Consider the following 15,734-nt stretch of genomic DNA (forward strand, 5'->3'; position numbering starts at 1 on the left):
ATCGTTACCTTTGGCACATCTTTACAGAACTGCCAAAAGCACAAACGCTCACCGACATCGAACAATTGCTGCCTTGGGCTGTCGATACCGTCTATATTAACGGACTGAAGCAACTGGGGTAGATGGGGTTAATCAGTCGTTAACGATAAATCTGGAAATTTTCCAAGGGTGATTCGACGCGTTTTACCGTCCGACGTTTTCTTTAAGACGACGAATGACTTATTGCCAGTCTTGCTTACTCGGCAAATTAGCTTAGGGCAGCCGGTGTCATAATAATCTTCTCTTTCCTTTTCGGTAGGGGATGGGATGTTTCTGATTCTGTCCTGAGTGAAATTGATTTTTTCAGGCATTTTAGCTCTCCAAAATTTCCGGGCAACCTCTGGGCAACTTTTTAAGGCTGTTTTTAGTATTTTAGCGAAATTTAGAGAAAGGTAAAGAAAGGTTATATTTTTAATAATAACAGTTATTTATTGATATTTTTCAAGGTGGTCAATGGTTTTTAGTGCATTGGAACGGGTAACTGTTAATCACTAGGTCGGCGGTTCGAGCCCGTCCGGGGGAGCCAAAAAAATCAAAGGCTTAGGTCAAATGACCTAGGCCTTTTTTATTGCCTATTGGTTTTGTGTAGGCACTTTGTAGGCAGATTTCATAAATCACAAGGAAACACAATCAATACTTTTTCGAGGTGTTGGACAAGGCTCCCATACCTACCATACTTATATGATCGCGAATGTGCGTTTAATCCTGGATGTGGAGGTGCAGGCGGGCAACCAAACTGCATCGTGCTATTCGGCGCCGGGTTTGTGGGCCTTGCTGGAGCGCATCCCGCGTCAGCATTGGCCGGCGTTTGTACGTGGCGACTGCGATTGGGGTAGTGACGCCATTATGGGCGAAGCCGAACAGAGAGGTCTGCCTTATCTGTTCAAACTGCGCCAATCCGGATTGGTGAAAAAGCTGATTTTGCAGCAGCATTGCCGTCCCGGTTGGGAACAAACCGTAGCGGGCTGGGAAGCGCTCTCCACCGAGCTAAAAATCAGCAGCTGGAAAACGTCACGCCGCGTCGTTCTGGTCAGGCGCAAGATATCGGGTAACGTGATGGTTGCGCCCGATAACCAACAAGCCTTACCCCAACAACTATCGCTGATCGAACCGGCCGAGAACATGGCGGCTTATGAATACAGCGTGTTAGTCACCTCGCTCACCGACGAAGTGGTCAGCATCGTACAGCACTATCGCGACCGCGCCGATTGCGAGAACAACTTTGATGAAATCAAAAACCAATGGGGTTGGGGCGGTTTCGTGACCAAGAAAATCAAACCTTGCCGCCTCATCGCCCGCATGATTGCCCTGATTTATAACTGGTGGTCGCTGTTTGTCCGCTTGGCGGAACCGGATAAACACTATGAAGCCATCGTCTCCCGACCCTTACTGTTGCATGGCGTCGGCAAACAAACCACTCATGCCGCGCAAAATCTATGTGAATGGAACTTTATCTTTTTGATTTTTGCGTCGATGCATTATCAGCAATGCCAGCAAAAGTCACATCTAAGTCTGGAAATACAATGATGCCGAATATAGTGCCGAACACCATGCCCTCGGCGAAGATGCCGATCGGCAAGGAGAGGATCACTGGCAAGGGAAACAGAACGCTCTTGCGCGGCCAACTGGAAGTATGCGCAAGTATTGCCGCTACTATGCATTTTTTTGCCGGGGGGCAAAACTCGCCCCCATTTTGCCCAATGAGTTAAATCAAACAATCACTTTTGCGCTGCTGACAGCTGTTGAGACTCGGATATATGCAGCTCCATAATTTGCGCGGCCGCGCCTTTTGCCGCATCGATATAAGGGATCAGGACCAAATTTGCGCCGGCTGCTTTTAGCTTGTCTGCGATAGTCTGATGATGGGCACTGACTGCTACTTGTCCTTGAAAGTTTTGGCTACGCAAACTGTGCAATAGGGCCAGACTGACATGCGGATCGTCCGCCGTGCTGATGACCCATTTAACCCGTGTTAACGGTAAGGTGGCGATAAATTCCGGGTCCTCGGCATCGCCATAATGAACCGGATGGCCGGTCCGATCGCCTGATCGTACCAGGTCGGGATTGAAATCGATGCCGTAGACCCGGTAATGATGAACTCTCAAAATCTCGGCAATACCCGAACCGAAACGGCCCAGGCCAATCAGAATCACATCGGCTTCCGAATCCATGATGAACCCATCTTCCTGGTGTTCTCTGTGCGTGATTTTGCGTTCAAAAACACCCAACCAAGGTGCCAGCTTTTCGTACAGATAGTGCGAATAGATGATCATATAGGTCGAGGCGCTGATGGTGATCAGCCCAACCAGCGTGATCACGCCGAGCGTGTGCGGACTAATATGCTCCAATTTGACGCCCAAGGCGCCCAGGATCAATGAGAATTCGCTGATTTGCGCAACGGTGAGTCCCGCCAGAAAGCCGGTCCGGTTTCTATAGCCCAAATAACCCATGATCACCATGACGATCAACGGGTTACCGATCAATACAAACGCCGAAAATATCAGTGCGGGTTCCAGCTGTTGACCGATCAGCGTCAAATCCATTTGCGCACCCAGGTCGATAAAGAAGAACAGCAGTAGAAAATCGCGCAGGCCCACCATGCGCGCGGCAATCAGGTTTTTAAAGGGTGAGGAAGCAATCGAAACCCCCGCCAGAAAAGCGCCGACTTCCTTGCTGAACCCAAGCAGCATGCCGATTGTCGCCAGTGACACCGCCCAGGCAATTGCAAACAATATCAGCAGCTCCTGTGACTTGGCCAGCAGACGCAAGACAAACGGCAACACATAGCGCATCACCAGCATGACGATCATTATAAACGCGGCCCCATTGACTATAACCTTGAGAGCCTCCCGTTGCAGAGAACCGATATCTTGGCCCTGACCGAAAGCCGTCAGGCCTATCATGACCAGGACCACGACGATGTCCTGAACAATCAAAAATCCCAAGGCTATGCGGCCATGCAGGGCATCGACTTCGCGTTTGTCGGACAGCAATTTGACGATAATAATGGTACTGGAAAAGGTCAGTGCCACCGCGACATAAAGCGCGCCTACCGGGTTCATGCCCAAAGCCAGCGCTATCAGATAACCGAATACCGAGGTAAAAAACACCTGCCCCAGCCCGGTCGCCAGCGCCACCGGACCCATGGTGCGGATAATATGCAGATCCAGTTTCAGACCCACCACAAACAGCAGCAAGGCAATACCCAGCTTGGACAACAAGTCGATTTGATCATTGGCGCTCACCAATTCCAGACCCGCCGGGCCGACAAATATACCCAGCGCGATAAAGGAAACGATCAGCGGCTGTTTCAAGCGTAAACCGATAGCCCCGAACAAAGCAGCCAAAAACAGTAATGCGGCTATTTCGGTAAAGATATCGCTAAAAATTTCATTCATGGCGTGTTCTCGATTTCAGCGCCGTCACTAGACAAGGCCAGCGACGGCAATACGACTCGGTCGCCCGCCTGCAAACCCGCCAAGATCTTGATGCGGCCATCCGGATAACGCTGGCCCAAGCGCACAAAACGCCGCACGATCCGTCCGTCCTGCAGCACCCAAACCATATCCAGTTGTCCCGCCTGCTGCAGATAGGCTTCCGGCATTAACAAGACTTGCTCCTCCCCCTGCGGAATGCGCAGGCGGGCAAATAGGCCCGGAAATAAGCCGGCCTGTTGCTCGACGCGGGTTTTAATCAATACACTGCGCGCAGCGGATTCGGCCGCCGGCACTATTTCCGCAATCGTCACCGGCAGGGTTTTATTTAGCGTGTCGATACGGGCCTCCAGCACTTGCCCGACTTGCAGGCCGACCGCGACGGCTTCGCGCACATTTGCTTCAAAACGCAGTGCGGCCGGATCGTACAGGGTTAGCAGTTTTTTTCCCGGCAAGGCGATATCGCCCGGCTCGGCGTAGCGATCGATCACGCGCGCGGCAAAAGTGGCTTTTATCCGCCCATAGTGCAACACATGCCTCGCTTCGGTAAGTGCTTGCCGGGCCGAGGCCGCTTGCGCGATTAAGCTTTCATAGTCGGCTTTGGCCATTTCGAGATCGGCCAGTGTGGCACTTTCCTTGTGATAAAGACCCTGAGTTCTATTGAAGTGGCTGCGGGCGTTTTGCAAACGGGCGTTGATCGCATTCAGGTTGCCGCCGGCCTGAGCGCTGCGCGCCTTGAGATTCTGATCATCCAGCGTAATCAGCATCTGTCCGGGTTTTACGCTATCTCCCGCTTTAACATGGATAGCCTTGATCCTGGCCTGTATTTGCGCCGCCACCTCGGTGGTTTGCCCGGATTGCACGGAGGCGGCAACGTCTTCGAATAAGGGGATGCGCTCGGACGTCAGCGTCAATGCCGGCCCAGAATACCGGCTGCCGGCCGCATGAATGCCCGGCTGGATTTTTTGTTCGAAGGCGCCGGCCATCCACAAAATCATCAACAACAAAACCAGCAGTGTGCTTATCGATGTGACCAGGGTCTTAATGGAAGTGGACAAGATCATTGCTCCGCGTCTGAGTAAATTAGGTAATAAACCGCCGGGATCACGAACAAGGTAAACAGCGTGGAGCCGATAATACCGAAAATGATGGCAATGGCCAGGCCGCTGAAGACCGGATCGAGGACGATGACGATGTTGCCTAACAAGGTCGTACCGGCCGTCAGCAACACCGGCCGCATTCTGATCGTGCCGGCTTGCAGCAAGGCATCAGTTAAAGCCAGGCCTTCTGTTCTGGCCTGGGTGATGAATTCAACCAGAATCAACGAATTCCTGACCACGATGCCGGCCAGGGCGATCATGCCTATCATGGCCGTGGCGGTAAACAACACCGGGTCGGGGCTGCCATTGATAAGCCGTTCGCCAAACTGATTCAGCAGCCAGAAGCCCGGCATGATGCCGATCACGGTCAACGGTATCGCCGACATGATGATCAAGGACAGGGTGGCCGAAGCGGTTTGCAGGCGCAGCACGAAAAAAATGCCCACTAACGCGAAGGCAAAGGCCAAACCCATATCCCGAAACACTTCCACGGTGATTTTCCATTCGCCTTCCCCGCCCCAATTCAGCGTCACGCCTGCCGGCAGTTGCCACGGAATGCCGCCGCCGGAGTTGAAAAAGGTCCGTTGCCCCCAATCCGGCGCGGTGTCGCTGGAGCCGTTTAAATCGGCAGCGACATCGGCGATGACTTCCGCCGGCGTGCGTCCTTCCAGCTCGGCCATCACATACACCACCGGTTTCAGATCTTTATGGTAAATGGCTTGATCGGCGGTGGATTCGATAAACTCGCCCAGTTCGGCCAAGGCAATCATAGCCGGCCCGGTTAAACTTTGTGCCTTGAGCGGCAACGCGCCGAAGGCCTGTTGACTATCGCGCGCGGCTACCGGCAGGCGCACTTGAATCGGCACCGGGTGTACTTCCCGTTCCAGATTGAAGTAAGCAGCGGTCATACCCCGGTTGGCCAAGCTCGCGGTTTGGGCGATAGTCTGCGTGGCAACGCCGGATAGCGCCGCCTTTTCCTTGTCGGTGACAAAACGCCAGCGGGTTTGGGCCGATTCGACGCTGGAATCGATATCCACCACGAAAGGCTCTTGCGCCAGGCGCCGCATGACGATGCCGGCGGCTTGTCTTTGTTTGGCATAACCGGTCAGCGTATCGGCGTAAAGCTCCGCCACCAGGGTGCTGATCACCGGCGGACCGGGCGGCACCTCGACCACTTTGACCGAAACACCGCCGGTATTTAACGGTGCCAGCAAGGCCCGCAATCGCATCAGAATCGGATGCGACTGATGTTCGCGCCGCTCTTTGGGCGCCAGCGTCAAGCGAATATCGGCCAGATGCGGCCCTATTCTATAGTCGTATTGCCGCATCAGGCCGTTGAAGTCGATAGGCGACGGCACCCCGACATAAGCCGCTTGCGCGGCTATTTCCGGCAGTTGGGCAGCCAATTGCGCGGCCTGCCGGGTGACGGCGGCGGTTTGTTCCAGGCTGGCATTTTCCGGCATGTCGATGAGAATCTGCATTTCGTCTTTATTATCGAAGGGCAGCAGTTTCAGCGGCACCATGCGCAATACCGGCAGCATGGCGGTCAGCACGAACAGCCCCAGCATCAAGCAGATCAAATACCAGGCAGCCTTGCGGCTGGCGATGCAGGGTGCGACCAGACGCGCGTACAAACCGGGCGCTGCAGCGCTTGCCGCCTCTTCCGCGGCGGGCTTGAGGGCTTTACCGGCCAGCCAGGGCGTGACGATAAAGGCGACCACGGTGGACAACATCACCGCCACCGGCACGTTAAAAGCCATCGGCGCCATGTAAGGCCCCATCATGCCGGTAATGAACGCCAAGGGGATAAAGGCCAGAATGATGGTCAGGGTCGACATCAATAAAGCCGGGCGAATTTCAGCCATCGCCGCGACAATCCGTTCCTGCTGGCTGCCTATCCCCTGACGCATGAAACGTTCGATGTTATCGATGCCGGTAATCGGATCGTCGACCAATAAACCCAAGGCCAGAATCAGCGCAAACAAGGTGACGCGGTTGATGGTGTAGCCGAACGCCATGTCCAGCATCAGCGTCGCGCCATAACAGATCGGTATCGCCAAACCGACCACCAACGCCGGCCGCCAACCCAAAAAAATACCGATGAACAACACCACGGTGGCGATGGCAAATCCCAGGCTGCTGACCAGATTGTTCACCTTGTCGTTTGCGGTTTGTCCGTAATCGCGCAGTACTTCGACATGCACTTCCGGCGGCAATAAGGCTTGCGAAAGTTCGTGCAGTTTCTGATGAATATTTTCCGCCAGCGTCACGGCGTTGGCGCCGCGTTTTTTGGCGATCGCCAGGGTAACCAGCGGATAATCGGCGGGATATTGCGCGGCCAGGGGATGAGCGGCCGCGAAACTGAGCCAGTTGTAATGGTCTGTTTCCGCAGGGCCGTCCTGGATGTCGGCAACATCGGCTAAATAGACCGGCACACCGTCGACCCGGTTAACCACCAGTTTGCGCAACTGCTCGATACCGGCAATAAAATCCCCTGCCTCGAGTTGAATGGCGGCATTGTCCACCGCGACGATGCCGGCGTTAAGCAACTGATTGGCCGCTTGAATCGCCGCCACTACTTCCAGCGCGGTGGTCTGCCGTGCCATCAAGCTTTGTGGATTCAGCAACACCTGCAGGGTGCGCAGCCGACCACCGATGACATTGATTTGGTTGGTATCGGCAATCTGCTGCAACTCGACCGTGAGTTCATCGGCAAAGCGGCGCAATTCATAGTCACCGTATAGATCAGGATTGCTGCTCCACAAGCCGGCGACCACAATCGGTACGTCGTCGACTTCCACCGGCTTGACCAGCCAGTTTGCGACCACAGCAGGAATTTTGTCCTGATTGGAATACAGCTTGCTGTAGACGTTCAGCAACGAATCTTCCCGGTCTTCACCGACAAAAAAGCGCAAGGTCACGATGGCTTGACCGTTTACGCTGCGGGAATAAACATTCTCCACGCCGGTGATCTGGGTTAACAACTTCTCCAAGGATTGCGTCACCTGCTTTTCGATCTGGGCAGCCGACAGGCCGGGAGCCGATACCAGCACATTCGCCATCGGCACCACAATTTGCGGTTCTTCTTCCCGCGCGGTAAAAATCAACGCCAGCACACCCAACGAAATGGATAGAATAAACACAAACAAAGGCAAGCCACCTTGCAGCGCATGGCTGACCAGGCGGTCTAACAGATGGGGTTTGGGTGCATCGGCTAAATTTGACAAGGCGATCATCAATTATCGATTTCTAATATTTCATCTTTGCATAGCCCATTAGGTTTTTCAATCGAATACAAAACCGCAACGGCTTTAGTTCAAACGGGCAATCAACAAGAGGGACAAACAGGCAGTTTTGACAAGTTGGAAGGGTCTGTTTGCGCGAGCTTTTATCTGTGCGATGTTGGTTTCGGCGCAATACCCCTGATGTGTCAACACTTTTCCATGCACGGCTGAGTTGCTAATTTCGATTCTTTGGATCCGCCTGTGTTGGACGGGACGTGGAATGCTATTCGGTGACCGCGAAAGGACGGACTTTAGCCATCAGCTGACCCGCCGTGACCGGTTCAAGCGTACCCATCGGATAGCCCGCGGCTTCCAGTGCGCTTGCCACCCAGCTGTTACAGGTATTCAACAGGTGAAATTTTCCACGGGCGGGATAAAAAAGGCTATGAGGTTCCCAGCCTGATCCTATCGGCCTGGTTTTCAAAGCCCCGAGTCTGAGAAAACTAGAATGGAGATACGCCACGAATCTGGCAAAACCGGCTCGGGCGACATCGAGACGAATCATCTCATATCCGGCAAAATGGCTGGCGGCCGCACCTTGGATGCCAACCACATGCAACACGCTGGCAGTGGGCCAGAGGCTCGCTTTTAAGGTCAACCACAAACCGGGGCCGCTCGACTGGTAATAATCCCAATCCCCCCAACCCAGTTCCAAATAATCGGATGAGGGAAAATCCGCGGCTTCCGGGATGAGTCCCGAGGGAATATCTATCCGCCTGACGACCAAACCGGTGTGCCAGCCATGGTTAACCACATAGATCGAGACTGCCGCGTCGCCTACGGGACGCAGGCTAGGAGCGGACGCTTCGTCTTGTACGGAAAAAGTGGGGGGGCCCGCGCAAGCGGAACACAGCCATAACAGACAAAACAGAAATGCCCAGAGCGGATTCATCGTGTCAGAAAATCCGCTATGGCCTGGAAGCGCCGGCGATGGATGGCCGGATCGATGTCCAGTGGGTGCGCAAATTCAGGGGATTTCAGTACTAGGCCGCCGCGCTGTTGCACGATTTTCGCCATCGCCTCGATGTCCTGCGGCGGCACCACGCGATCCAACAAGCCAATGATGAGCATGAGTTTCGAAGCATCCTGAGGGAGCTGGCGTAGCGGATCGTATTCTTCCGGGCAGCCCAGCCCGGAAATCCGGCTGGGAGAAGAATCTATCACCAGCGCATCGTAGTCCCCGCTTGGGCCGACGGCATTAGTCAGGATGACGCCGCCCATGGACATGCCGTAAAGGTAACGGCGGCGATAGCCTTGGGCATTCAATGTCGTGACGAGCTCCCGATAATCGGAAACGATCGCCTGTAGCCGACTCTTGCCTGCGGAAAGTCCGTAACCCCTATAATCGTAAACGTAAACGTAAACATCCAGTCCCGTCTCCCGAAAGAACTCCAATTTGCCCATGATCCGGTCGGCCAGCGTGGCATTACCTTGGGCCACCAGCAGATAGCCGCGGGGATTTGCGGCACGTAGCTTATACCCGCCCAGTTCGCGGCCATCACGGGTGGCAAACGATAGCGGTTCGATGTTCCGGATCGACTCGACGCGGCTTGCATCAGGCTCTCCGGCGGCCATCCGGAACTGCCAGAACGCCAGTGGCTCACGCAGAAAGCCGCAAACGCTGCTTTCCAAATCGGCTTCAACCTTCATAGCATGAGCCATCGTGCAAGCTCCAATGAAAAGCATCATAGTCAAAAACCAAAACCGTAACCGGCGGAAAGGCTGACAAGGATTATTATGCGTCATGATGGTTAGCCAATTGCCCCGTGTACTCGCTGAATGCAGAGTGAATCCCTCCCGACATTGCGCACACGGTTCGAATGTCAACTAGGGGCCCTCATTCCACAATAAAATCGGCTTTTGCCGACATAACAAGGCGGGACTCGACGGCGTTCCCGACCTTGTTATGCCTGATGGCTTAGATCTTTCCGTCCAGTCCCATTTGGAAGTATTTGTGGGTGATTTTGTCTTGGTTTTCCAATAGCCAGTCGATGTCCGGCGTATTGGTCATGGCTTTATGGATGGCTTGAGCCATGGCCTTACGGTGAATGTCGAACAGAATTTGGTGGTCCAGATTGTCGTCTTTGGCGACGCTCGGGTTCAGCCAGACCGAGCAAATGATGCCTAAGTCGTTGGCTTTTTCTTTTGGAATATCGCCGGCGCGAACCGCATCCAATACGCCGTTGGCAATGGCGGCTTGTACCGTGCCCATCAAAATATTGGTGTAACGGCTATTTTTGACGGTGACTTTGCTGACCATCAGTGTGACCGGCCTCACTTGTATGTCGGTATTCAAAATGGCGAATACCCGGCTATGGCCTTTGACTTGGTCGCCGGTCAGGGTCGCAAGCGCGGTGCCGACCGGGCCGTCCAATTCGCCGATGATGATTTCCGGTTCCGCCGCTGTTCCCGGCGGCCCGCCGGCCACCAAGGCTTCGCCTGTGCGCATGATAATTCGTTCACTCATTATTTTTCTCCTTATGCGTGGTTTAAAGAATCGCTTGTTCGCTCATTCGAACAAGAACTATACGTTTTACCGCAAACCAACGTCGGAGTTCAAATAGGGTTTTCCTCGGCTTTCAGCCAGGAAAGAAATAATTTGTAGCCCAGCGCCAATACCACGGCACCGACGAACAGTCCGATAATGCCGGAATACATCATGCCGCCGATGGCGCCGATAAATATCACCGCGATGGGTAAATCGATGCCGCGACCCATCAATATGGGTTTTAAAAAATTGTCCAACGAACCAACCATCAGCATCCACACCATGAATACCGTCGCGGAAAACGCTTCCTGTTCGGAGAATACGTAGATGATGGTCGGCAAAAACAAAAGAAGCGTCGGTAGCTGAACAATCGCGATGAGTAAGCACGCCAGCGTCAAAATCCCCGCGCCGGGCACCTCGGCGACAAAGAAACCGGCGCCTGCTAGTAATGCCTGGATGAATGCCACGCCCAATACGCCGCGCGCTACGCCCCGGATAGTGGCAATGCTCAACTCGGTTAATTCGCCGCCTTGCTTACCGGCAACGCGTTTGCCGAACGAAACGGCGAGTTCATGGCCGGATGTGCCGTTAAGCAGCAATATACCGCAGATGATGACGGAAACCAGAAATTGAAAAATCGTCCCCATGACAGAAACACTGGAGGAAATTAACCAGGCGCCTATCGGTTTCAACTCCGGTGCCAGTTGTTTGGCCGCGTCACTTATGTTGACGGACGCTTTTTGCCAAAAACTATAGATAGGCTCGCCGATCAATGGCCAATCGGCCACTTTTTCGTTAGGGGTGGGAATGACGAAAGTTTGGTTGTGGAGTTTGCTAGACAGATTCTTGGTGTTTTCGCTGATCATCTCGGCGAAAAACACACAAGGGCCCAAGATGATAAATATCAGGATTGCCGTAATCAATATGGCTGAAAGTTTCTCCCTAGAGCCTAATGCGTTCGACAGATTGCGGTGTAACGGATAAATCGCCACCGCAATGATAATGCCCCATACCAAAGGGTTGATAAACGGCCCGGCAATGTGAAAGCACCAGACCAACAGCAGCGTCACGAACCCGATTCTGATCGCGGCTTCAATGGCTTTATGGCTGAATTCGTCGGTTGTAGCTGAGGTTGGACTATTTGTCATCGTAGATACTCCAAATGTAATTGCCAGGTTGAGGTTTCAATAGAACGTTATTATTTGACCGTTACAACTAGTTACCTATGCATTCCTTCTGGTATCGCTCTCTTGCGGCGCTTCTGCGCACCGGTTGGTTTTTAAGTTCATCGATTTGTTTTTTTAGGTCCTCGCAGAATTGATCAATTTGCTCGCTTGGCGTTTTGTAGTTGGGGTCCTCGAAGGTTGGGGGCGCTTCGAACATCAGTGATCTTGAATAATCGTTGCGTTGCTCCTGAGCCGATACCGGCGCGCTTAGTAAGGCAATGAGTAATAGCGTAAAGCGAATCATGGAACAGGGTTTCATGGTGATTGCGTTTGTGAGTTAAATGGTCAAAAAAAGTTTTAATATTGTCAGGTCTGGAGTACGGAATTAGTTTAACCAATTGTTAAAAAGCGTGCGATCAAAAATAGGTACTGAACCGGTATGCCGCCTAGGATTAGAGGTAAATGTTATTATTTTGGGTTTTTACAGCCTTAATGGATAATAATCGTACTGTTTTAGGCCAAATAACAATTCAACTGCGACTTCTGCATGTTCGAACTTCATCTTGCCGGCACGCCATCGTTGCATAGGTTCAAACCCCTGACCGAGGCTATTCATAGGCAATTCCGGAAGGATCGTGAAGCCGCTGAGTCAGCCGCTTTGACTTGGGCCGATTGGTTTAATCATCGACGGAGGCGGAGTGATTGGTAATATCCCCTGGGCCGGGGCGGTTCACTTTAAACCTAGCCCGTCAGGCGGAGTTCGACTCCAATTTAATAAGGTAGTCACTTAAAACGGGGAAGGATCCGGCTGTCAAAGGTTACCCCTGGGAAAAGTGCCTCCTCGGGTTGTAATAACGTAAACCGGCCAAAAACGCTATTGATTTGCCGAATCGAATAGCTTGCTGGCCAATCGGCACTGACAAAACCTTTCATGAGTATATAGAATGTTTAAGACCAAGATCGCGCAAGTAACTTTTTTAACGACGATAACACTGATGTTGGCGGGTTGTTCCATCGTGCAATCGGACGCTAACGCCATCAAGGCCGAAGTAGTGGAGCCGGCTCCCGATGCCGGATTCATAGAACATCCGGAACGTCAGTCCAAGCGCGCCGATATGCCGTTTCAAAAGGTATGGATCAGACCGGGTTTCGATAAGGCCGAATATCGCGAACTCGTCGTCGCTCCGATCGATACGCGCTACATGCTGAAAATGGATTGGCTGCACAAACTGAGTTCCGCGAACCTGATCGGCGATGTCAAAAAAGATACGGAAGAACTGGCGAAATATTTCCACGACCGGATCGTTAAAGAGTTCAGAGAGGATCCGAATCATCGATTCACCGTTATTGAATTCGCGCAACAACACCGGTATCCGGCCTTGCGATTGGAAATTGCGCTGATTGAAATCGACCCTTCCGATTCGGTACTGCATGCGTTGAGCTGGGCCGGTCCTATCGGTTCAGGTACCGCGGCAGGGGCTATCAATCAGCGCCGGGCGGCTTTCGAAGCCCGCATACGCGACCTGCAGACAGGCCGTCTGGTTGCGACTTTTGCCGATCGCGATACGGCCGACGTGGGTCCGATCGACCTGACTCGCTTGACTTGGTACGGACCGGCCAAGGGCATTATGGATCGTTGGGCCAAGCAGTTCGTGCAAGTCGCCAATCGCAAACCCGGCGAGTCCGTTAGCGATCCGATTCCGTTCACGATGATGCCGTTTTGATTCTTTTTGGTCGAGGGTAAGACCAAAAGCGCCCGGCCACTGCACATTTTTTTCAAGGAGACGAGGATTGTGAAAAAGCAATTTATCCGACTAGCAAGCTTGATGGCCTTGGTTTTGCTTAGTTGCGGAGCGATTGAAGGGAACGCCAACACAACCAGCGATATCGATCGTACGATATTGCCGATCGCGCCGCCCGCCTATAAACCGATAACCGAATTAGATGCCCGCAACGCTAAAGCGCCCCCCATTTTCCAGGTTAAAGCGCCTAAAGGTGCGCCCAATGTGGTTATCGTCTTAATAGACGATATGGGCTTTGGCACAGCTAGTACTTTCGGTGGGCCAGTTGCTATGCCGACCTTGGATCAATTGGCCCAAGGCGGATTGCGTTATAACAATTTTCACACGACTGCTTTATGCTCGCCAACGCGGCAAGCATTGAAAACCGGACGTAACCACCATTCCGGCAATACCGGTTCGATTATGGAAACCGCAACGGCTTTTCCAGGCGATACCGGCATGTTGCCGAACAGTGTGGCGCCTTTGGCGGAGATGCTCAGGCTCAATGGCTATAGCACCGGGGCGTTCGGTAAATGGCATGAAACCGCGCCATGGGAGGTTAGCGTTTCCGGGCCTTATGCGCGTTGGCCGACTTTGCAGGGTTTCGATAAGTTTTACGGCTTCTTGGGAGGCGAGACCAACGAGTGGTCACCATCGATTTATGACGGGGTGACCAAAGTAGAGCCTCCGAAGGACCCTAATTATCATTTTACGACCGATATGACCAACCAGGCGATCGCCTGGGTGCGTTATCAGCAGGCGTTGACGCCGGATAAGCCGTTCTTTGTTTATTACGCACCGGGTGCCACCCATGCGCCGCACCATGTTCCTAAGGAATGGGCGGATAAATACAAGCACAAATTCGATCAAGGCTGGGACAAACTCAGGGAAGAAACCTTACAGCATCAGATCGCCTTGGGTATCGTGCCTGTCGATACTAAGTTGGCGAATAAACCCGAGGCCATCAAAGATTGGGATACGCTTTCCGATGATGAAAAACGCTTGTTTACCCGACAAGCGGAAGTGTTTGCCGGCTTTGCCGAGCAGACCGATCACGAGATAGGGCGCTTGGTGAATGCCATCGAAGATTTGGGCGACATGAATAATACCTTGTTTATCTATATCGCGGGCGATAACGGCGCCAGTGCCGAAGGCGGCATGAACGGCATGTACAGCGAAATGACTTATTTCAATGGCGTGCAGGAAACCGTTGAAGACATGCTTAAACATCTGGAGCACTGGGGCGGGCCGCAAACCTATCCGCATATGGCGGCCGGCTGGGCAGTCGCTTTCGATTCGCCGTTTATGTGGACGAAGCAGGTGGCTTCGAATTTTGGCGGTACCCGCAACGGCATGGTCATTTATTGGCCTAACGGTATCAAAGCCAAAAACGAAATAAGGTCGCAGTTCCATCACGTGATCGATATCGCTCCGACCGTATTGGAAGCGGCGCATTTGCCGGAACCGAAAGAAGTCAACGGTACGAAGCAAAGGCCAATGGAAGGCGTCAGCATGACGTATACCTTTGACGATGCCAAAGCTAAAGACCGCCATTTGACTCAGTATTTCGAAATTTTCGGCAACCGTGCCATTTATCACGATGGCTGGTTGGCCGGCACAGTGCATAGAGCGCCTTGGGAAATGAAGCCACGCCATCCATTGGAACAGGATGTTTGGGAGCTTTACGACGTGACTAAGGATTTTAGCCTCAGCAATGATTTGGCCAAACAAAATCCGGCCAAATTGGCCCAGATGCAAAAGCTATTCATGACCGAAGCGCCCAAATACAACGTGTTGCCGATAGACGATAGGCTAATGGAACGTATTACCGCGTCTGAAGTGGGGAGGCCGGATGTGATGGAAGGCCGCACGTCGCTGACCTTGGGTGAAGGAATGATGGGCATGACCGAAAATGTGTTCATCGACATCAAGAATCGCTCCAAAACCATTACCGCCGAACTGAATATTCCGGAGGGCGGCGCGAACGGCGTCATCATTGCACAAGGAGGACGTTTCGGGGGGTGGAGCCTGTATATGAAAGACGGTAAGCCTGCCTATACCTATAATTTCCTCGGACTAAACCAATATACAGTGGCTGGTTCAGAAGCATTGCCTGCCGGCAAAGCGACCGTGGTGTTAGATTTCGCCTATGACGGTGGAGGTGTTGGTAAAGGCGGCACCGGTACGTTGTCCGTCAACGGTCAGAAAGTGGCGGAAGGCCGCATCGACCGCACCCAGCCGCGGATTTTCTCGGCAGACGAGACGGCTGATGTGGGGATCGATGACGCAACGCCGGTGGTGGAAGCTTTAGGCGAAGGCAGTCAAACCCGCTTCACCGGCAAAATCGAAAAAGTCACCGTTGAAGTAAAATAAGGCTGAGCCCGGCCTCAACGTTAAGCTTAGGAAGCGATTGGTCGGGACCGTGACGGTTGGAACAGGTTT

12 protein-coding genes and 1 pseudogene are annotated in these 15,734 nt (G+C 53.0%); 4 read left to right on the plus strand and 9 right to left on the minus strand.

The genetic code is table 11. From position 1 onward, the window contains the following. Positions 1-128 precede the first annotated feature (128 nt). On the minus strand, positions 129-350 hold the full coding sequence (locus ACW73I_RS10930; protein WP_458029360.1) for an Arm DNA-binding domain-containing protein: 222 nt from the start codon (positions 348-350) through the stop codon (positions 129-131). A 322-nt stretch (positions 351-672) separates the two neighbouring features. On the opposite strand from ACW73I_RS10930, the gene ACW73I_RS10935 reads away from it, so the two are divergent. Beyond that, the gene (locus ACW73I_RS10935; protein WP_458029463.1) at positions 673-1,566 is read left to right on the plus strand and encodes a transposase; all 894 of its coding nucleotides are present in this window, start codon (positions 673-675) and stop codon (positions 1,564-1,566) included. 191 nt (positions 1,567-1,757) lie between these two features. Here the strand turns inward: ACW73I_RS10935 and ACW73I_RS10940 are convergent, their stop codons facing one another. From ACW73I_RS10940 to ACW73I_RS10975, 8 genes are all read right to left on the minus strand, one after another. After that, positions 1,758-3,437, minus strand: a complete 1,680-nt coding sequence (locus tag ACW73I_RS10940; protein ID WP_458029361.1) for a cation:proton antiporter — start codon at positions 3,435-3,437, stop codon at positions 1,758-1,760. After that, positions 3,434-4,537, minus strand: coding sequence for an efflux RND transporter periplasmic adaptor subunit (locus ACW73I_RS10945; RefSeq protein WP_458029362.1), 1,104 nt, complete (start codon positions 4,535-4,537; stop codon positions 3,434-3,436). The genes ACW73I_RS10940 and ACW73I_RS10945 overlap by 4 nt, the downstream gene beginning before the upstream one ends. Next, on the minus strand, positions 4,534-7,809 hold the full coding sequence (locus ACW73I_RS10950; protein WP_458029363.1) for an efflux RND transporter permease subunit: 3,276 nt from the start codon (positions 7,807-7,809) through the stop codon (positions 4,534-4,536). Before ACW73I_RS10950 ends, ACW73I_RS10945 begins: the two co-directional genes overlap by 4 nt. A 271-nt stretch (positions 7,810-8,080) precedes the next feature. Then, positions 8,081-8,749, minus strand: a complete 669-nt coding sequence (locus ACW73I_RS10955; RefSeq protein WP_458029364.1) for a DUF2459 domain-containing protein — start codon at positions 8,747-8,749, stop codon at positions 8,081-8,083. Continuing rightward, positions 8,746-9,519 carry an alpha/beta hydrolase gene (locus tag ACW73I_RS10960; RefSeq protein WP_458029365.1) on the minus strand — a complete coding sequence of 258 codons (774 nt, stop codon included), beginning with the start codon at positions 9,517-9,519 and terminating at the stop codon, positions 8,746-8,748. The genes ACW73I_RS10955 and ACW73I_RS10960 overlap by 4 nt, the downstream gene beginning before the upstream one ends. A gap of 256 nt (positions 9,520-9,775) precedes the next feature. Next, positions 9,776-10,324, minus strand: coding sequence for a formaldehyde-activating enzyme (gene fae, locus ACW73I_RS10965; protein ID WP_458029366.1), 549 nt, complete (start codon positions 10,322-10,324; stop codon positions 9,776-9,778). 89 nt (positions 10,325-10,413) lie between these two features. Further along, positions 10,414-11,493 (minus strand): AI-2E family transporter, encoded by a 1,080-nt coding sequence (locus ACW73I_RS10970; protein WP_458029367.1) that lies wholly within the window; start codon positions 11,491-11,493, stop codon positions 10,414-10,416. A gap of 67 nt (positions 11,494-11,560) precedes the next feature. Next, positions 11,561-11,830 (minus strand): hypothetical protein, encoded by a 270-nt coding sequence (locus tag ACW73I_RS10975; protein WP_458029368.1) that lies wholly within the window; start codon positions 11,828-11,830, stop codon positions 11,561-11,563. A gap of 285 nt (positions 11,831-12,115) precedes the next feature. Here ACW73I_RS10975 and ACW73I_RS10980 point away from each other — a divergent pair. The 3 genes and pseudogenes from ACW73I_RS10980 to ACW73I_RS10990 form a co-directional block, all read left to right on the plus strand. Continuing rightward, a pseudogene (locus tag ACW73I_RS10980) lies at positions 12,116-12,302 on the plus strand (hypothetical protein); the annotation flags it as partial. A gap of 153 nt (positions 12,303-12,455) precedes the next feature. Then, positions 12,456-13,235, plus strand: coding sequence for a DUF3313 family protein (locus ACW73I_RS10985; protein ID WP_458029369.1), 780 nt, complete (start codon positions 12,456-12,458; stop codon positions 13,233-13,235). A gap of 69 nt (positions 13,236-13,304) precedes the next feature. Continuing rightward, complete coding sequence (locus ACW73I_RS10990) at positions 13,305-15,665, plus strand: arylsulfatase (RefSeq protein WP_458029370.1); 2,361 nt, start codon at positions 13,305-13,307, stop codon at positions 15,663-15,665. The last annotated feature ends 69 nt before the right edge of the window (positions 15,666-15,734 follow it).

The organism is Methylomonas sp. MgM2 (assembly GCF_054172045.1).